We start from the raw sequence: 17,563 nt of genomic DNA, 5'->3' as shown, positions 1-17,563 counted from the left end.
CCTCCTTTTATTTAGCATCTGGTTTCCGCTCCGTTTCAGACAGACGGGTGAATATGTCCTGCATATCATAATAGCTTTGTTTTAATCGTTCACTGTACTTGGTCGCTTCCCATAGTTCCCAAGTATAAGGTTCAATCTCCTCCAGGTTGATGGACTCTGCCGATCCTGACGCTGACTGCCCGTTATTCTCAGATCGCTGCGCGATCCACGGAGCCAGCCGGATCCCTTCCGCTGTTATCGTGCTGAATGTACGCTTATCTTGAAGCGGGCTGTAATCCAGCACCTGCAGCGAACTCGGATCCCCGAACCCAAGCAGCATCCATGGAATTCTCATCTCCACGAACCTGTCTTGATACTGCCAGGCCGTTAGAGAATTAAAATCCGGAGATTGCGGATCGCTGGTCCCCCGTTTCAGCATCCCTACTCTTTCATCCACAAACGGATGGGAGAAGCGGGTATCTGGCGGATTCATCAGCAGGCTGATGGCCAGCTTCCAGGCATGAAACGAACCTCCGGACACCACAGGATCGTCCTTGGTCCCCTTCGCTTCCTCTCCTGGCAGCATCCAATACCCCTCTTTGCCGTACAACCGGCTGTGGAAATCGTAGGATGGCGCAATGGTTACCTGGGACTCATCCTCTTGACCTAACTGGATCAAAGTTTCCAAAGCTCCACCTGTAAGCGTTCGTCCCGCCAATTCTTTCTTGGGGATGTCGCCGCCAGGGATCGTATCTGCTCCGATGAAAAGTTTGGAACGTTCGGGATCAAACGCCTCCTCCAGTTCCATGCCGATATACAGGTAGGCTTCATCATGAGTCAGCTTCATGTTCTTGACGCCCGGTGCCGTTCCGGACCAGGTCTTGACTTCCCCTTCGGGAACTTTATCCCAATCGCTGAGATCCCCGTTGATCGTGATCTGCTCTACCTTGCCCGGCTGCATCGCAAGAACGCCGAACATCTTCTCATTCGTCAGCACATTCAACCAGAATGCCCGGCGGTCTGCCGGTATTTCAAAAGGCATCGTATTCCATGTCTTTTTGAACCATTCGTCCTGCCACATGAACAGGATCGCCCCGGAATAACCTTCGTCGTAAATATCCTGGGTCAGCGAGACGTTAACTAAGCCTTGCTCAGCTTCATCATGCCCCCCTTGATCCTTACCGCCGGGACCATGGTGCGAAACACCGATGGATGAAGGTACGCCGTACTCGGTGACCATAATCGGCATATCTTCGAAAGCTGCCTTCAATTTTCGCAGGTAGGCTTTGTACGTGTTGTAACCCCCATTACCATCAGGAATGGTCTGCAGCGTTTTGTCCGTCCGGAAAAAATCCGGGTAGTACGGGTACACATGGTATGCGGCAAAATAACCTGCATCCCAGTTCACCGGTTCTACATGCCTTGCATCGACAGATACCAAGTCCTCTTCAAACAGCGGTTCCCCCGGATGCTCAAGCACGTCCGTTGTAACCCAATTGGTAAATGTCATCGGATGCTGCCATCCGTACTTCTGCTCCTCGGCAGCCGTATGGTCCAATAAAGATGCCAGCCAATTCTCAAAAGGACTTGCGTCCTTCGTCCCCGAGAAATAGGACCCCTCATACCGAGGGACATCCTTATGTACCGTGTTGGTGTTATCGACCATGGTTGGGTCCCACTCAGTTCCCACGTGCCAGGCCATAAGGTACTTGCCTGCATTGACCTTATACTTGCCACTCGACTGTCCATGCTTAGCCTCAACATTGATATCGCCGTAGACAGCAGCAACAGCCTTCGATATCTCCGCTTTGAACGTCTGGACGATTTCTTCGTCATACGCATCCTTGCGCTCGATCAGTTGCTCCTCCGGTGACCAAATGCCCTGCATGAAGTACAAGGGGTCATCACCTTTATCCCGGTTATATTTCACAAGTGCAGAATAGAAGACCGGATTATGCACGGTGTAGACCCTGATTACGTTCGCTCCCATGTCATCAATCTGTTTAAACCAGCGAAGGTAATCCTCCTCCGTTGCCGGAAGCTCACCGGGATAATGTCCGGGTACGGTTGCCCCCAGATTCACGCCTTTGGCAAAAACCTCTTTCCAAACTTCGTCATCCTCATATACGAGAAAGGAGGTTCCCTCTGTTTTGAATTTCATTTTCACGCCGTCCGCATCCGCATACGTCTTTAATGACGGCCGTAGATATCCTAGAATTACAGCGGCACCGCAGAGAAGCACTATAGTGAAAAGTGCTGCGATCACCCACCATTTTCGCCTGCTCATCGTCTTCGTTGCTCACCTGCCCTTTCTATGACATGTTTGTTGCTGCACCGACACATGACGACTGAGCCATACTCGTCATTCTATAGCCGATGCGTTCCCGATACCATATTCCTTCTTTACCAACTTTTCCGATATCGATAATAGTCAAAAAGAAGTAAAACAAACCTCTTCCACATTTTTCCCCCGATAAAACTTACCGCTGCCTCTTCACCCCTGTCATTTGACAACTTAACAGCCTGATGTTAGTTGTGTGCAATGAACAGCATCGCTGTCCGAATAAGGCTGGAACTGCACGACTTCATTCCATCTGAGGAAAGCAGCGATATGACGAAGATTTTCAGAAAATTTTCGTGAATCATAAGGTTAAACGCAAAAAAATTGCTAAAGTTCCGGTCATTTTTACATCATTATCCATAGTTATTACAAATTTGATACCAAAGTCGTATAAAAAAACGGCTGAGAACCGCATTCTGTAAAGGTTTGGCAATATTTACCTTTTATACAAAATGAGAATAGAGTCCTGTACCGGGATTGTGTAATATTCTATAGAATTGACACTCGGGATCAAGTGGTAAGTATCGCCTATTTTTTATGATTTCGGTTTGGATCTCCCCGCATCGTGGTATATAAATTAGTTTGGGAAATTTAAAAACTGCGGCAGAATAACATAAATCAGACCCGGTCCATTGTAGATCCGAGTCTGTTATTGGCGATATGAGATTGAAGATGTTACCATGATTACCGTTTATTCATCAAAGAAAAAACTGCCTTCACCACCAAAAAGTCGGATATCTTCGCTCCTTCACCGCATTATTGACAAGCAGAGCCACAACCACGATCATGACGGACCCGGCAAGCACAGGGGTAAACAAGAATGACCATCCGCTGCCAGCCATAATCACAACCAAAGGATCCGCACCAGCCGGTGGATGGGTCGTTTTGGTTATCCCCATCAAGCTGATTGCCGCTCCCACGCCGATGGCCATAGCCCAGATTCCGTCCCCCAGAACCTCAAGCGTAACGAGTCCCGTGAATGTGGAAATCAGATGACCTCCTACGAGGTTCCTGGGCTGTGATAGCGGCGCATCCCACACCGCAAACGCAAGCACGCAGCTCGCCCCAAAGGGTGCCATGATCCAAACACTCCCTGCAAGTGTCGTCAGAAGAGCCAACAATCCGATGGAAACAGCGCCGCCGATAAAGCCAATGGCGATATTCATGGGACGAACGGTCAACGGACTTCTAGCCCCTCCTTTCATTTTCTGTACATATGCTGCTGCCTGGTCCTTCATTGATTTCCCTCCTATATTAATAATTAACTAGTTATTTAGTTATATATAAAATAATGAATCCCAACCCTACATGTCAATACCTTTCTTGATAATTCGCGAATGATTGTGTACAGTTAAATTACTAGTTGACTAGGAAAGGATGTTTCATTATGCCGCAAAAACTGATGCTTCGTGTCGACCCGCACGCCCCCCTTAATGTCAGTACTCAGGTTAAAGAGCAGTTAAAGTGGTTGATTGGTATTGGACAGATTGAACCATTCGATATGCTCCCTCCGGCCGGTGCGCTGGCGGATCTGCTGGGACTGAACCGCAACACCGTAAATCTGGTCTACAACCAGTTGAAGGATGAGGGGATCGTCTCGATGCATAAAGGCAAAGGAACGCAGGTATTGAACAACGCACAGGTAGAGGAGCTTAGAACTCGCAGAAAGATCATGCACGCGCTGGTAGAGCGAACGACGGAGGAGCTAAGCTCCGTTAACATCCCGGCGAGCGAGTTCTTTGCCGCATCCCTCGCCTATACACTGCTGCAGGAGCCTGTCCTGAACACGAAACAGCGTATTTTGTTCATCGAATGTAAGGAACATGATTTTCCCTTTTATCAGAAAGCGATTGAGCAAATAACGGGTGCCGAAGTGAAAACGGTATTTCTCGAGGACCTGTTGACGGGAACACAAGCCATATTCGACGCACTGGAGTACTCAAACCTCATCGTCACGACTTTAAACCACGATACCGAAGTGAAGGCTTTGTGCAGCAAATATGACAAAAAAGTAACGGTCATTGGCGCCAGCGTGGAAACATCGGTCCTGCTCGATATTGCCCGGCTTGCACCTGGAAGTGGTATCAGCTTTGTTTGCTTGGGTAAGGCAGGTGCACAGTGGATGGCCAGCCGTATGAGAGAAGCCGGTATTGAGGGGGTTCATGCCAGCTTGGCTGGGCTGGATAATCGGGAGGACCTACTGCAGCGGATCGAGGAATCCGATCTGATCTATGCATCTGACGCCGCATATGAAGAGGTTCGAACCTTATCACCAGGCAAAGTGAAGCTGTTTCCCATGACGCTGGAGAAGAGCAGCGAGAGCGTTCTGAGAGAGTTGGTCTGAATCTTAACGCACGAAAACGCCCGCTGTTATAAACAGGGGGCGTTGTTGGGCTGGATATTTCTATCTGTGCCGAATGTTCAAACTTCTGGATTCCGGTATCACTAAATCCGATGCCCGTGTCGTTCCACGGGCATCGGATCGAAGGCCCAATTTCAGGCAAGCTTGCCGGCAATCCGCTTATAGGTCGCCTCGTCCGAGACCACATACAATCTGGCGTCCCGCGGAATCGACACATCGAGCTTGCGATTAATGCTGAGGTCGTTGCGGTCGGAGATAAGCGTCGCTCCTTGCCGCAGCAGATCCAAAAAGGCATCGCCGTAGGTGTTCCATGCAGGGTCCAATGCCACTTCGTAAATATCATCGCCATGCTGGCGGCTAAGCAGCTGCATCAGCACATCCGAGTTTCCTTCCTGCAGCGCCGCGCGTACGGCCAATCGGGACACGGCATCATGTGAGAGCACAAACTCGTTCACATGATTGTAGCGGAAATTTTGAACATGCTTCTCCTGCACAATCTCAACCGTGGTATGTACATTTGGCGCAATTCGTTCAATGCTGGATACGATCAACAGCGACTTGCCGTCCACGAGAGCCGATTCATCAATTCGGGCGTCCGCAAAAACAATGGCCGATTTGGCCTCCATGATGTTGGCTCTCATCAGCACGTCATCCGCTGCTGGATCGCCGCTTACAAAATGCACCTGTTCGAGATGCTCCACCGGATGACGGTTGAGCTCATCAATGAGAACAATATCTGATTCCGGTGCAAACAACAGGATCTCTTCAATAGCGGATTGTGCCTTTTTGCTCCAATTGATAATGATGACATGACCACTACCCTTAAAATTCAACCTGCCCGCTCCTCTCTGCCGCTGCATGCTTCCAAACGATTCAATCACCTTGCCGATCACCAAGCTGAGCAGCCCGATACCAAAGATATAGATAAATATCGTTAATATCTTGCCTGGTACGGTAGCTGCATAATAATCGCCATACCCTACGGTTGCCATCGTGGTAAGTACCCAATAAAAGGCGTTAAACCAATGGTGAAACGTTTCCGGCTCCAGCAGAAATGCCAGGGTCGAGCACAGCACCACAAACAGTACTACAATCACGCTGATCGTTGTTTTACGCAGACGCATCATTTTCAAAGATAATCTTAGAAAAAAGTGCACGTTCCTGCTCCCCTCCCGAAAATGGTGCTATTAGACCTAAATAATCAGGCTGCTGATTGCAAAGGCCGTACCGATAAACACCATCGCAAGCAGAATGCCGATCGCTACGTTCCCCTTTTGCAGATGCTCGGAAATTCGAATGCCCGGCGTAGCCAGCTCGAATACCCAATAGGCAGCAATCAAGCATACATACCCGACGGCAAACCACAGCATCATGTGCCAGATCGATGAATTCGTATATGCGGATATGCCCAGAATAATGGCCGTTGCCATAAACTTGCCGCCAAAAGCAAGGCCAACCGCGACATTGCCCTTCTTCAGCTCTTCCATGTCGTTAAACCGGGTCATCCAGCTGAAAATCAACATACCCAGCAATTGAAGCACGATAATGCAGATTACACTTACAACAATATTAATGACGACCGTCAATCCGCCCACCCCCGAAATTTTGCATAGGCCAAGTCGTAATCGGCGAAATCATGCACTTCCTCCAATACAACATCAACCCTGTCCTTCTTCTCCATTGCGGCATAACGCTTCTCATCGATCGGCTGCTTGATCCGATTGCCCGTCGGCAGCTCGATGACAGCAAAATGCCTGGTGTCTTTTTTATACGTAGTTTTATAAACCCCAACCAGCTTTACATCGGTTTTAACCGTGACTTTCAGGTTGGTTAAATCCGATTCCGCCGTTTTTTTGTCCTTAAACGACTTAATCGTCTGCCAAGACGATAATCGGATATCATTGCGCTGATTCGCATCCGTGGTAAGCTCCGCATCCATGAATTGAAGCGTCCAAATTTTGTCCCCGGTAGCATAGTTGTTATCGTTTGGCAGCAGCTCGTTGTCCGGCAGGACGGTCATATCGCCGCCAATTAAATCGCCAACGGTCCCTTCAATGATCCGGTAGTCCCAAGGCACGCGAGCAGAGGTTGAGGATACTTCCTCCGATCCGGTGTGGAATACCGTCGACCCATTGCCTGAGCATGCACTCAGCGCCAGGACCATGAGGGATAGGATCATTACCGCCAGGACAACCGGAGGTTTCCTCTTTCCCTTAGGAGCACCGCCATGCTGCCTTCTTTTTTGTTTCAACTGCATTTATTTCACTCCCATTGCGATAAAATGGCTGGAATTACCCGTAATCAAACCGCCCGCCCGTCCCAGCAAACCGCAAGGGATTCCGTTAAGGACGAACAATCCTGTCAGTAAATGAAATTCGCCTTCCGCCGTCTCGACGCGGGCCAGGTCTGCCCTCCGCTGATAGACCGTCGGAAACATGACACTTGTATCATACCCGTCCTGATCCTCTACCTCGAGCTGTCCGGCCTGGTCGTACAGCTTAACTGAACCACCCTCGCGGCCGAACATCGACTTTGATACAAAGTTGCCGGAGAATACCGGTTTGTTGTATGTCGGCAGCATATAATTGACGATCGCTTCACGTTCTTTCTCATCGAACAAAAGGCCCAGCTCGTACATCCCCCACATGGCGGCAAGCAGTCCTTTGGATTGCAGCAGAATGCTGTGCGGCGAGTTGAACAGCTGCAGTCGTCCTGTCTCGATGGCATAGGCAAGCGCATCTCCGCCATCATCGACGGACATCCATTCCTTCGGATATAGGGCAAACATCCGGTGAATCTCCCGGCCATCCCCGTCCTTCAGCATGCCTTCGTCCACCCACAGATCAAGACAATCCACCAGCCGGATATCCAGCCCGCTGTGCCGGACCAATGCTTCGATCGTCCCGGAGTCCTCTTTATGCTCGCCGTAAGCGATGCAGGCGGCCGTATCCGGACGCTCAACTCCCCACGCTTGTGCGACCAGCTCTTGCATCCGTTCGTTGGGAGAGAAGATGCCGGCCTGAGCGCACATCCACGGTGTGGCAATGGAAGCCTCAACATAGCCTGTCGGCGTGTCCGCATTCAGCTCCAGCAGCTTGATGCTGCCGTCATGGGCAATAGCAAAATCAAACCTGGCATACCGGCTGATCAATCCCTCCTCCGGCAGGGGACATTCGTCCAGCATCTGCCACAGGACGGGCGGAATGCCGATTAAACTGTATATATAATGATTGCGATGAATGTAACGGACGGTTTTGTCCAGCATGGCCCATAATAATGCAGCCGCTTCTTCCAGCTCACGATAGGTCTCTTGGCGTATGGTGACAAGCTGGTCTATCCAGTAGGCTTCCCCTTCCAAATCCGCCCAGGTAAAACCGAGCTCCGCGAGCTCCGTTACGCGTCCCTCCCGATTGGGGTCAGGCAGTCCCGATACGGTGAATACGCTGTCGTGACTCATCCTCCAAAACCGCCGGATCTGGAGCTGGATTTCGAACCCGATGAGCTGAACCCGCTGGATTTACCGCCAATGCCCCCGGACTTCGACGACGTGGAACGACGCGTAATCGTCCCCGAAGATGACGTTGAGGTCTTAGGACGGACGTTGGAGTTCACCACCGGTTTGTTCTGGAACGTACCGCTTGAATAGGTGCGGGGTTTATATGGCTTGCCGTTATTCGCATAATAACCGCGATGATTATTGTACCATCCGCTGGATGAATAATACGAACCATTGTTGAACAGCATGTGATAGAGCAGCAAATCATCCCAGCCGAAGCCGGAATTGTACCCGCCGTAGTTATTGACGACCGTTGTTCCGCCGCCCGAACCTGATCCTGCAGCGGCTCCTTCTACCGGCTCTTCCTGGAATTCCTTCTCGCTAGGAAACGGAATGTTCCAATCAACATTCTTGTCAAAATACTTCTTCACTTCTTCTGTTGACCAGGACACCAGCTGCGGCTCTTCGGATGAGGTAACCGCTTCCGAAGCGAGGTCTTTCGCTGCTGCGCCGGATACCAGAAATGCGTTTGCCAGCAAGGCGATGCCCAGCGAGCTCGACAAGACCCGAATCGGTTTGCCTTCCGGCGTCAGCCATTTGGATGCAGGCTGATCTTTTTTGTCTTTTTCATTACTCAAGATGGTTTCTCCTTTCGGACAGAATTAATCGTTCCGCATCGGAACGAGCAGAAGCTCAAGTTTACCCGTGTCTACACTTAATCTGCCTTCAATCGTTTCATATTCCCGGCCGCCAACAACGATATAATTCACATGCTCCAGTGCAGCAACCATGTTCATCGTCCATGACCGCTCTTCAATCTGAATCAGCTCACCGTCCGGCCTCTTTTCAAACAAAATGACGTTCATCCCATTATCCACTGTGTGTCTACCCCTTCCATCTAAGCAGTGAGTATTGATACGTGTTATATTCCGAATCGTTTCAAAAAATCTACGATGGGATATCGACGCTTGCCCAGCGATCTTTTCCAAAAGACGCAACCCATATAATAACACTGCTTCTGATTATTTACACCTGCGAATTACCATTAAAAAATTGATGAAAACGAACATTCTGGCCGCACAGTACCTGATTTTTTACGTTTTATTAGGTGTAGCATCAAATTTCATGATGATGATCTGTCTTGACATTGTCACTAGTGTCATACTTTAGAATCGGTATCATTCCAGTCCAGAAAGGGGTTTTACCGATGAATGCAAATCTTGATAGATCATCAAACGTTAACCATCTTCACGATGCGAAGGCAAACAGCTCCATCCTTCCTTCAGTAACCGTGATCGGATTAGGCTCCATGGGCTCCAAGCTGGCCCGCACCTTCTTGCACAGCGGATATGTCACTACAGTCTGGAACCGCACACCTGAAAAAGCCGCTGAGCTTGTAGGCTTGGGTGCCTCCGGCGCTACGGAAATCGCAGATGCCATCGCCGCCAGCCCCCTCTTGATTATATGCGTACTGGATTATGATGCCGCCCGCCATATTCTGGAACCCATAAAGGAGAAGCTTTCCGGCAAGGTTGTCGTAAATCTGACAACCGGTACTCCCGAAGAGGCCCGCACGATGGGGACATGGATGAGAAACCATGGCGCCGGGTATCTGGATGGCGGCATCATGGCCGTCCCTTCCCTGATCGCCACGCCTCATGCCGTTATCCTCTACAGCGGTTCGAAGACAGCTTACGATAATTATAAACAGGTATTGGACAGCTTAGGTACAAGTCACTATTTAGGATCCGATCCTGCGCTTGCCCCACTGAATGACCTGGCACTGCTAAGCGGAATGTACGGTATGTTCGGGGGCTTTATCCATGCGGTGGCGCTTGTGGGCACCGAAGGCGTGAAGGCATTGGACTTCACGACGACGCTGCTGATGCCTTTTCTGCAAGCCATGATGTCCACCATGCCGGAGATGGCGAAGCAGATCGATTCCGGTGATTACTCCGCCAAGGATGCAAGCCTGGCGATGCAGGCCGCCCACGACACCATCGGGGAGGTTAGCAGGGTACAAGGCGTCAGCCCCGAGACATTCACACCGATCTTCGAGCTGATGAAACGCCGGGTGGAAGATGGACATGGAGGGGACGACTTCGCCAGCGTGATTGAACTGATCCGTAAGCGCCCATCGTCTTGATAGGCATAAGGGAGCGATTAGCGGCATGGGGCTAGCATGCAACGAAGCATTATGCTTACTGACTAGTCTAAGGCGATACTTTTTGGCTCCTCACCTGCAAAAGAAAGCATGGATCCTCCCTCGGGAACGATCCATGCTTCTTTTCCATTTCCATGCACCCTTATTATTTAATCAATTCCCTGATCTCCTGAAAGTTATCGGCAAATCCGATAAATACCTTATCACCAATAACGATCGTAGGTACAATCTGCTTTCCTGTCAGACGTCGTACTTCTTCCGGATATTCCGGGTTCTGTGTGCAATCATACTCCGTATACGCTACCTCCTGCTCCTTGAAGTAACGCTTGGCATGATGGCAGTCGCTGCAAGTGGGTATGGTATAGATTTTTAATGATTCTGTCATATCGATCACTCCTTATGCGAAAATTATTTAATCTCAACAACAAAAGGCACGGTCATCACTTCACCCTGATGCTGAAATTGTCCCCAGATTTTGTAGATACCGCTGTGTGGGAAGGTAGTGGCGAATTCCGCATTAGGTCCTGTGCTCCGTTCGTCAAGGGGATGTACATGAATGTACTGCTCAGCGTCTTCGGACAGAATGACCACGTGCCCCACTGCGCCCAGGTAAGGCTCCAGATTGTTGATACCTTGCTTTGTCTTGGCATCCTGAATATGATAGGCGAGCACAACCTCTTCATTCGATAACGTATTGCTTAGGCTCAGTTCAATCTCCTTGCCGTTCACTTGTTTGATTAGGCTGGAATCCGGTTGAATCGCCGAAGATTCCCCTGCTTCTCCCTCAATCTGAACCCATTCGCTTAGCGTGGCCCCTGCAGCACCCTTAGGAACAAAATCTGCAAACAATTTATAGTCGCCGCCAGCCGGGAATGTCGTGTTCACGGTAAATACGCCATTCTCCTTGTAATCCGGATGAATATGCTCGAAGAAAGACAAATCGCGATTCACGATGATCAGATGCAGGAGCTTCTCATGATTGACATCAAAGTCCTGGACAGGTCCACCGTCTTGATTCGTAATTCGAATCGTCAGCTCGGATTCGGCGCCTGCTCTTACCGGTTCATTCCATGTAAACGCAGCGTTGTAATGATCTGAGGCCGTTTCATGCCCGCCAGCGTGTTCGCCGTGCCCGTTCGTTTCCTGGCTTTCATTTTCCTTTTCATGATTCCCGCCATGGCCGCCCGCATCGGGAGCCATCTTCGCGTTATCGCATGCTGTCAACAATCCAAAAGCAAGTATGCCCGTTAAGGTTAGTATGGTGCCCTTCCTATTCAACATGGGCTATCACTCCAATCATCGAATATACTGCAAGACGAATGATCTTCCGTCTGTATATTTAGTATACCCCCCTATCCTATAATTAATCAACTTTTTTCTGTTCGCTCCATGCAAATAACACCATGCCGCCTGCATGGTGTTATCTTCCTCTTCATCATTATTACCCGAATGTTCGGATGCATTCCTTATCATTCAATGGGTGCAACCGATGATTTCATATATTTTTTTCATATCCACATGATTACGAACGACGTCCGCTACACGATCAAATTCCGCGAATTTGCGCTCTACTGCTTTGAACGTTTCCATAATTGGAATAAGCCCCTTCTTCACCCGAATGCCATTCAGCCAGGATCTGCGAAAGTCATCATTGTCAAACAAGCCATGCAGATAGCAGCCCCATATGCGGCCATCCGAAGTAGCTGTCCCTTCAATATGCGGCTGAATATCTTCTTTCGTCTTTATAGCATCTGTGCCATCCGCTTCAATCGAAAAAAGCGGGCGGTGTCCTGAGCCGCCAGACAAGGCGCTCCATTCGCTCACGCCCATATGGATTTCATATGCCGTAATCGACGAATCCGCTTCTGTATCCGAGACAACGAACCTCAGCGAATGTTCCTGTAACAACTTCCCTTTCACCCGAACGGTCCTTTTATGCTTTAAAAAGGAAGTCTGAATCGGCAGCAGGCCGAGCCCCTTCGCTTCCCGAACGCTCCCTTCGACCGCATGCGGATCCGACAGCAGCTCGCCCAGCATTTGATATCCTCCGCAGATGCCAACCAACTGCACATCCCGCTGCCGCGTCTGGCTCAAAATCGCATCGGCCAGCCCTCGATCCTGGAGGAATTCAAGGTCACTGATCGTATCCTTGGTGCCAGGCAAAATAATGACGTCCGGCATTCCAAGTTCATCCGCCGATTGGACGAAGCGAACGACAACGTCCGATTCCATGCGCAGCGCATCAACATCCGTAAAGTTCGAAATACGCGGATACCGGATCACGACAATATCGAGGTCTCGTTGTTCCAGTCTTTGATTCTGAAGTTCATCCAGCACAACCGAATCCTCAGCCTCGATCCGCATGTCCTGTATATAAGGGAGTACGCCAAGCACGGGAATACCTGTCCGCTCTTCAAGCCAGTCCAGTCCCGGCTGAAGCAGCGCCAGATCCCCGCGGAATTTGTTAATGATAAATCCTTTGACTCTGGCCACCTCATGGGCCTCAAGCAGTTCAAGCGTACCTACTATGGAAGCGAACACACCTCCGCGATCGATATCGGCAACCAGAATAACCGGTGAATCCGCCCAGCCTGCCAAATTCATGTTAACAATGTCCCGGTCCTTAAGATTGATCTCCGCCGGACTTCCCGCCCCCTCCATAACAACGATGTCGTAGCTCTCCCGCAGTCGATCCAGTGCATCCAGCACAATCTCTTTAGCCTTCGGCAGGAACAGAGTCCGGTAATCCATCGCACTCATCTGCATTTGGGGTACGCCGTGGATCACGATTTGCGAATGCATGTCCTTTATCGGCTTGATCAGAATCGGATTCATGTCCGTCGTTGCGGCAATGCCGCAGGCTTCAGCCTGTACGCCCTGTGCTCGGCCGATCTCTTTGCCATCCAGGGTCACATAGGAATTAAGAGCCATATTTTGCGATTTGTATGGAGCCGTGCGATAACCATCCTGTAGAAATATGCGGCATAGCGCTGTTGTGACGATGCTTTTCCCTACATCCGAAGCGGTGCCCTGCAGCATGAGTATCGCTCCTTGCCTCTTCCTGATATTCATGGGTGTATCCCTTATGTATTCTGTTTCATTCATCTTCCTCACCCTTTTCCCTGACCTATACCGCTTGCTCATATCATTATAGCAAACCATCGCCAAAGGAGTCCTTCCGGATGAAATCCGGATAAATTCGCTTGAACTTTGTCAGGCCGAAATGTTAACTATATAGAATAGCAGTTTCGCATATCCGTGCATGATTACCGAAAGGCGGAAACCCATCATGAAGCCTGAATTGAATGATAAGCAGATAACCGACATCTTCCCTTATTTGAAAGTCGTACCACGGGAAGAATGGATTCAAGCTAATCCGTTTACCAAACATTTTGAAGCCAAATCGAGAATCTTTCAACGAGAGGATGCCGCGATCTATGGCATGTTCCTCATCAGCGGATCGGCCCGTATCACGATCATCAACGAAGATGGCAACGAATCGGTATTAAACATCCTATCAGCCGGAGAAGTCTGCTCTCTCCTCGTACTTAGTGGGCTAAGCGGCCAGGACTATCCGGGCACTCTGATTGCCGAGTCCAAGGTCGAGGTCTTGTATGTGCTGAAAAACAGCTTCCTCCGCTGGCTGCAGGTGTATGAACCCATCCGCAGCGCTATTTTTGGCGGTCTGCTTGATGGAACACTGCGGATGGCAAACATGCTTCAGGAGAGACAGACATTACCGCTGGAGCAGCGCCTTGCCAGGACTCTGCTGCGCATCAGCTCGGATGAACATCCGCTGGTGCGCACAACCCACCAAGAGCTTGCGGATGACATTGGCTCCGTAAGAGAGGTCGTCTCCCGTACGCTGGGCCAGTTCCAAAAGAAAGGATGGCTGGAGACAGGAAGAGGCTGGGTGAAAATAATAAACCGAGCCTGTCTAACAGAAGCTGCTATGTGACCTAGTCACAGAGCAATGAAGTCCTCCCTGCTACATTGGTAATAGGCCTCACGCCTATATACCGTTAACCCAGGAGGAATTCAAAATGAACAACATGCTTCAACCCGGAGATTATGCTCCGTTATTCCAAAACGTAGATCCAAATGGAAATATGATTTCACTGGAAGCTTATCGCGGACGTAAATTACTTCTCGCTTTTTTTCGCAACGCTGCCTGTGCCCTATGCAATCTGAGGGTGCACCAGTTTATTCAGCGATATCCTCAGTGGCAGCAGCGTCATCTGGATGTCATTTGCGTTTTTGAATCACCGGATACAGCCCTTCAGCAGCATGTCGGTCAGCAAGATGCTCCGTTTCCTCTTATTGCCGATCCAAGTGCGGAGCTCTACTCTCTCTATGGGGTCGAGACCTCGGTAGCCAAGACACAAGCCACCTTAGCTCACCCGAATGTGCATCAGTTCACGGATGAAGCAGAAGCGGCAGGTTTCAAGCTGACGCCGGAAGAAGGTTCAAATTTCAATCGGATTCCGGCAGAGTTTGTGTTGGACGAGGACGGCATCATACGAATCGCGCATTACGGTCCCCTGATTACCGATCATCTGCCTTACGAAACCATTGAGCGTTATGCTGGCGGAACACAGCTTCCTAAGTTGGGCTGAGCCTGTCTTTTAGTCGTTTTCAGCAGTAAAAAGAACTCATAGCATGAGACATAACAACAAGCCGATCCGGATGGATCGGCTTGTTTACTGAAGCTATAACGATAAGGTCAAAGGCTGCCTTTGAATACTCTTAAGGGATAATATTTTCATAATGAGGGATATATTCATCCAATAATATACTTTTTTATCTAACATTGTATTATCTTGGATAGGTGACTAGAGTTGGTTAAGGGAGGAACTGATCGAATGATAATGCATTTCTCCAAGATTAGCAACATCTATAATCATGTCAAATGGTTTACGGATAACTTTGAATGGGTCCCCCTGCCCTTTCCCCGGATCGTTACGCTGACATTCCTGTTTTGGTTAGCGTTTACATTGTTGATCTTATTGCTCACATGCATCTTCCACGATCCGCTGGGGAAGATGCGGCCGGTCATGAAAGTTCATCAATGGCTGCACAGGCTAAGGCCCCATACCGAAGTCATCCTGCGCATTGGGCTGGCCATCGGCTTGGTGCTGCAGCTTCTGAGCGGCTCGTATCTGGCACCCGAGTTCAGAACCAATTCCATGTGGATTATCCTCGGTCTCTCCGCCGCCGCAGCCTGCTTGCTCTATAGGCGCACACTGCCGGTGAGTGGTGCCATCCTATTCTTGCTCTATCTGCAAGCTTCATTAACCTACGGTATGTTTCATTCCATCGATTATTTGATATATCTCGGTATTGTGTATTATCTGTTTGTGAGCGGCACTCCAATAAAAAGAACGGCTGCCCCCGTCATGTACATATGCACGGGCATGTCCCTCGCTTGGCTTGCCATGGAAAAACTGACCATCCCCGAACTGGCTTGCTCTGTAATGGGCAGCTACGGGCTTCCTACCTTCGGTTTTACCATTGAGAATTTCGTCCTAATCACCGCGTTTATCGAAATAGGGCTGGCGTGGGCATTTATCGTGGGTATCATGAGCCGATTCACCGCCCTCCTGGTATCTGGCATTTTTATTATGACAAGCCTTGTATTCGGTTACAAGGAGGTCATAGGCCATACGATCATTCATACAGTACTGATCCTGTTCCTGATCGAAGGGACGGGGGAGCTTAAAACTCCATTTCAATTCCACCGCTCCGCGTTACTTCGCGGGTTATTTGTAAGCGTTAACTTTTGCCTCTTTCTGTTCACTTTGATGGCGCTGTATATCTGGATGGGCAATACGTTATGACTTGCTCTGGATCCGTTGGCCATGATTCCGAAGCTCTACCACCGCTTTGGTCTCATGTGCCCTAACGACTGCATCCAGCACCTCTTGATTCCGGTACCCGTCCATAAATCCAGGGATCCCGTCGGCAGGCGTTCCCCGTAATAGCCCGGCAAAATCGGCATACTGCTTGACTTTGCAATGCTGCGGCACCTCCATTGTCGTTCTGGCGAGCTGCCCGGGCTCTTCTTCACGAATCCATACCACCCGTTCCGGATCCAATGTGCTGGCGTGGACCGTGCCGTCGTCGCCGTAAATGGATACTTCATGCTGATTGCCTGAACCGAAGGCATTGCGCGACGTCTGGAACACGCCCATCATGCCATCTATCATCCGTGCCTGGAAGCTGGCAAAATCATCGACTTCGATCTTGGCCATCGCTCCCGATACCGGGTCCCTGCGTTCCGGAATGATGGTATGCAGTTGGGCCGTAATTTCTTCAAATTCACCAAACAGAAATCGGGCCATATCGATCATATGCGATCCCAGATCTCCGAGCGTTCCCGTTCCCGTGACGGCTTTGTTATATCTCCACATGTAGGGAACCTGCTGGCTCGGTACGCCAAACCCTTGCAAATACTGAATGGAGAAGTGACGGATCGTCCCGAGTTTGCCCGTTCGGACAAGTTCCCTGGCATAACGAAAAGCCGGCGTGTAACGGTACGTAAAGCCGATCATGGCCGGAACCGGCTGTTTCTCGTATAGCTCCAGCAAGGGGATTGCCTCTTCGAACACCCGCGTAAATGGTTTTTCCGCCAAAAAAGGCTTGCCCGCTTGCAGGCATGCTCTAATAATATCCGCGTGCACGTTGTTAGGCGTAACCGAAATGACGGCATCGACGTCCGGATCTTCAATTAAATCCTTAAAGTCTGCATATCGCTTGCCATCCTCAATTCCCAGCTGATCGCCTACTCGGACCACCGCTTCCCCATTGACGTCGCTCACGGCCACGAACTGATAGACATTCTCTGCATTCATCCAGCGGATGTGCTCTTGCGCCATCCCGCCCAATCCAATTAAGCCGATTCGAAATTGATTCATCATCGATACACTCCTTGTATATATATCTTATCTCTCACTAGTATGAATATGCCGTTCGGATATATGCTGGCTACCAGTTCATTATGTCTCTCATGCCGATATTCATTCCACACCGTGACTTATGTTTCGCATGGTTGCCTCCTGTAGATTGATAACATTGCCCATTCATCACTACGAATTCGGATAGTTTTTCCGATCCCTGTTACCCCCGGATTTTTCGGAATGAAATAAATAATGTTGAAATCCGGGGATCGTATATGCTTTCGATGCGAGCTTTCCGTTGGAAAGCTTTCGGGGGCACGCTTCG

General features: G+C 49.8%; 17 protein-coding genes and 1 pseudogene. 5 read left to right on the top strand and 13 right to left on the bottom strand.

The annotated features are described in order from the left end of the window. Positions 1–7: 7 nt before the first annotated feature. Together AC0VZ8_RS10475 and AC0VZ8_RS10470 are read right to left on the bottom strand one after the other, a co-directional pair. The gene (locus tag AC0VZ8_RS10475; protein WP_475486795.1) at positions 8–2,266 is read right to left on the bottom strand and encodes a hypothetical protein; all 2,259 of its coding nucleotides are present in this window, start codon (positions 2,264–2,266) and stop codon (positions 8–10) included. Positions 2,267–3,036: 770 nt separating this feature from the next. After that, complete coding sequence (locus AC0VZ8_RS10470; RefSeq protein ID WP_071223782.1) at positions 3,037–3,558, bottom strand: HPP family protein; 522 nt, start codon at positions 3,556–3,558, stop codon at positions 3,037–3,039. Between the two features lie 149 nt (positions 3,559–3,707). Here AC0VZ8_RS10470 and AC0VZ8_RS10465 point away from each other — a divergent pair, with 149 nt between their 5' ends. Continuing rightward, the gene (locus AC0VZ8_RS10465; protein WP_071223780.1) at positions 3,708–4,664 is read left to right on the top strand and encodes a GntR family transcriptional regulator; all 957 of its coding nucleotides are present in this window, start codon (positions 3,708–3,710) and stop codon (positions 4,662–4,664) included. Between the two features lie 152 nt (positions 4,665–4,816). Here AC0VZ8_RS10465 and AC0VZ8_RS10460 read toward each other — a convergent pair whose 3' ends face one another. Genes AC0VZ8_RS10460 through AC0VZ8_RS10435 form a run of 6 tightly spaced genes read right to left on the bottom strand, consistent with a single transcriptional unit; the run spans position 4,817 to position 9,056 of the window. Then, positions 4,817–5,839 carry a potassium channel family protein gene (locus AC0VZ8_RS10460; protein WP_071223778.1) on the bottom strand — a complete coding sequence of 341 codons (1,023 nt, stop codon included), beginning with the start codon at positions 5,837–5,839 and terminating at the stop codon, positions 4,817–4,819. Positions 5,840–5,875: 36 nt separating this feature from the next. Further along, positions 5,876–6,268, bottom strand: coding sequence for a DUF350 domain-containing protein (locus tag AC0VZ8_RS10455; RefSeq protein WP_071223777.1), 393 nt, complete (start codon positions 6,266–6,268; stop codon positions 5,876–5,878). Then, a complete protein-coding gene (locus tag AC0VZ8_RS10450; protein ID WP_071223775.1) occupies positions 6,265–6,939 on the bottom strand; it encodes a hypothetical protein in 675 nt (224 codons plus the stop codon). The genes AC0VZ8_RS10455 and AC0VZ8_RS10450 overlap by 4 nt, the downstream gene beginning before the upstream one ends. Further along, positions 6,940–8,139, bottom strand: a complete 1,200-nt coding sequence (locus AC0VZ8_RS10445; protein WP_475486794.1) for a glutathionylspermidine synthase family protein — start codon at positions 8,137–8,139, stop codon at positions 6,940–6,942. It lies immediately after the preceding gene. Further along, positions 8,136–8,816 carry a hypothetical protein gene (locus AC0VZ8_RS10440; RefSeq protein ID WP_475486793.1) on the bottom strand — a complete coding sequence of 227 codons (681 nt, stop codon included), beginning with the start codon at positions 8,814–8,816 and terminating at the stop codon, positions 8,136–8,138. The genes AC0VZ8_RS10445 and AC0VZ8_RS10440 overlap by 4 nt, the downstream gene beginning before the upstream one ends. Before the next feature lie 24 nt (positions 8,817–8,840). Further along, positions 8,841–9,056 (bottom strand): hypothetical protein, encoded by a 216-nt coding sequence (locus AC0VZ8_RS10435; protein ID WP_162487678.1) that lies wholly within the window; start codon positions 9,054–9,056, stop codon positions 8,841–8,843. A gap of 329 nt (positions 9,057–9,385) precedes the next feature. On the opposite strand from AC0VZ8_RS10435, the gene AC0VZ8_RS10430 reads away from it, so the two are divergent. Next, complete coding sequence (locus AC0VZ8_RS10430; RefSeq protein WP_475486792.1) at positions 9,386–10,324, top strand: NAD(P)-dependent oxidoreductase; 939 nt, start codon at positions 9,386–9,388, stop codon at positions 10,322–10,324. Between the two features lie 163 nt (positions 10,325–10,487). On the opposite strand, the gene AC0VZ8_RS10425 is transcribed toward AC0VZ8_RS10430, so the two are convergent. The 3 genes from AC0VZ8_RS10425 to AC0VZ8_RS10415 form a co-directional block, all read right to left on the bottom strand. Continuing rightward, positions 10,488–10,727, bottom strand: coding sequence for a glutaredoxin family protein (locus tag AC0VZ8_RS10425; RefSeq protein ID WP_475486791.1), 240 nt, complete (start codon positions 10,725–10,727; stop codon positions 10,488–10,490). 23 nt (positions 10,728–10,750) lie between these two features. After that, entirely contained in the window at positions 10,751–11,623 is an 873-nt protein-coding gene (locus AC0VZ8_RS10420) for a hypothetical protein (protein ID WP_475486790.1), read from the bottom strand. A 192-nt stretch (positions 11,624–11,815) separates the two neighbouring features. Next, positions 11,816–13,414, bottom strand: coding sequence for a cobyric acid synthase (locus AC0VZ8_RS10415; RefSeq protein WP_475486789.1), 1,599 nt, complete (start codon positions 13,412–13,414; stop codon positions 11,816–11,818). A 217-nt stretch (positions 13,415–13,631) separates the two neighbouring features. Here AC0VZ8_RS10415 and AC0VZ8_RS10410 point away from each other — a divergent pair, with 217 nt between their 5' ends. The 3 genes from AC0VZ8_RS10410 (at position 13,632) to AC0VZ8_RS10400 (ending at position 16,179) form a co-directional block, all read left to right on the top strand. Then, positions 13,632–14,300: a Crp/Fnr family transcriptional regulator gene (locus AC0VZ8_RS10410; protein ID WP_475486788.1), complete on the top strand. Its 669-nt coding sequence runs from the start codon at positions 13,632–13,634 to the stop codon at positions 14,298–14,300. Between the two features lie 85 nt (positions 14,301–14,385). Continuing rightward, positions 14,386–14,958: a redoxin domain-containing protein gene (locus AC0VZ8_RS10405; protein WP_475486787.1), complete on the top strand. Its 573-nt coding sequence runs from the start codon at positions 14,386–14,388 to the stop codon at positions 14,956–14,958. Positions 14,959–15,204: 246 nt separating this feature from the next. Beyond that, a complete protein-coding gene (locus AC0VZ8_RS10400) occupies positions 15,205–16,179 on the top strand; it encodes a hypothetical protein (protein WP_475486786.1) in 975 nt (324 codons plus the stop codon). Here AC0VZ8_RS10400 and AC0VZ8_RS10395 read toward each other — a convergent pair. Together AC0VZ8_RS10395 and AC0VZ8_RS10390 are read right to left on the bottom strand one after the other, a co-directional pair. Beyond that, complete coding sequence (locus AC0VZ8_RS10395) at positions 16,174–17,256, bottom strand: Gfo/Idh/MocA family protein (protein ID WP_475487671.1); 1,083 nt, start codon at positions 17,254–17,256, stop codon at positions 16,174–16,176. The two genes, AC0VZ8_RS10400 and AC0VZ8_RS10395, sit on opposite strands and share 6 nt — an antisense overlap. 29 nt (positions 17,257–17,285) lie before the next feature. After that, positions 17,286–17,369, bottom strand: a pseudogene (locus AC0VZ8_RS10390) (ThuA domain-containing protein); the annotation flags it as partial. Between the last annotated feature and the right edge of the window lie 194 nt (positions 17,370–17,563).

It is taken from the genome of Paenibacillus sp. QJM3NY_38, assembly GCF_056173265.1.
This window is presented reverse-complemented; position numbering and strand designations above follow the sequence as displayed.

Excerpts from the sequence above, each read along its gene's own strand:
- AC0VZ8_RS10410 (WP_475486788.1), top strand. The coding sequence starts at position 13,632 with ATGAAGCCTGAATTGAATGATAAGCAGATAACCGACATCTTCCCTTAT.
- AC0VZ8_RS10425 (WP_475486791.1), bottom strand. The coding sequence starts at position 10,727 with ATGACAGAATCATTAAAAATCTATACCATACCCACTTGCAGCGACTGC.
- AC0VZ8_RS10465 (WP_071223780.1), top strand. The coding sequence starts at position 3,708 with ATGCCGCAAAAACTGATGCTTCGTGTCGACCCGCACGCCCCCCTTAAT.
- AC0VZ8_RS10420 (WP_475486790.1), bottom strand. The coding sequence starts at position 11,623 with ATGTTGAATAGGAAGGGCACCATACTAACCTTAACGGGCATACTTGCT.
- AC0VZ8_RS10430 (WP_475486792.1), top strand. The coding sequence starts at position 9,386 with ATGAATGCAAATCTTGATAGATCATCAAACGTTAACCATCTTCACGAT.
- AC0VZ8_RS10475 (WP_475486795.1), bottom strand. The coding sequence starts at position 2,266 with ATGAGCAGGCGAAAATGGTGGGTGATCGCAGCACTTTTCACTATAGTG.
- AC0VZ8_RS10470 (WP_071223782.1), bottom strand. The coding sequence starts at position 3,558 with ATGAAGGACCAGGCAGCAGCATATGTACAGAAAATGAAAGGAGGGGCT.
- AC0VZ8_RS10395 (WP_475487671.1), bottom strand. The coding sequence starts at position 17,256 with ATGAATCAATTTCGAATCGGCTTAATTGGATTGGGCGGGATGGCGCAA.
- AC0VZ8_RS10450 (WP_071223775.1), bottom strand. The coding sequence starts at position 6,939 with ATGCAGTTGAAACAAAAAAGAAGGCAGCATGGCGGTGCTCCTAAGGGA.
- AC0VZ8_RS10400 (WP_475486786.1), top strand. The coding sequence starts at position 15,205 with ATGATAATGCATTTCTCCAAGATTAGCAACATCTATAATCATGTCAAA.
- AC0VZ8_RS10415 (WP_475486789.1), bottom strand. The coding sequence starts at position 13,414 with ATGAATATCAGGAAGAGGCAAGGAGCGATACTCATGCTGCAGGGCACC.
- AC0VZ8_RS10445 (WP_475486794.1), bottom strand. The coding sequence starts at position 8,139 with ATGAGTCACGACAGCGTATTCACCGTATCGGGACTGCCTGACCCCAAT.
- AC0VZ8_RS10405 (WP_475486787.1), top strand. The coding sequence starts at position 14,386 with ATGAACAACATGCTTCAACCCGGAGATTATGCTCCGTTATTCCAAAAC.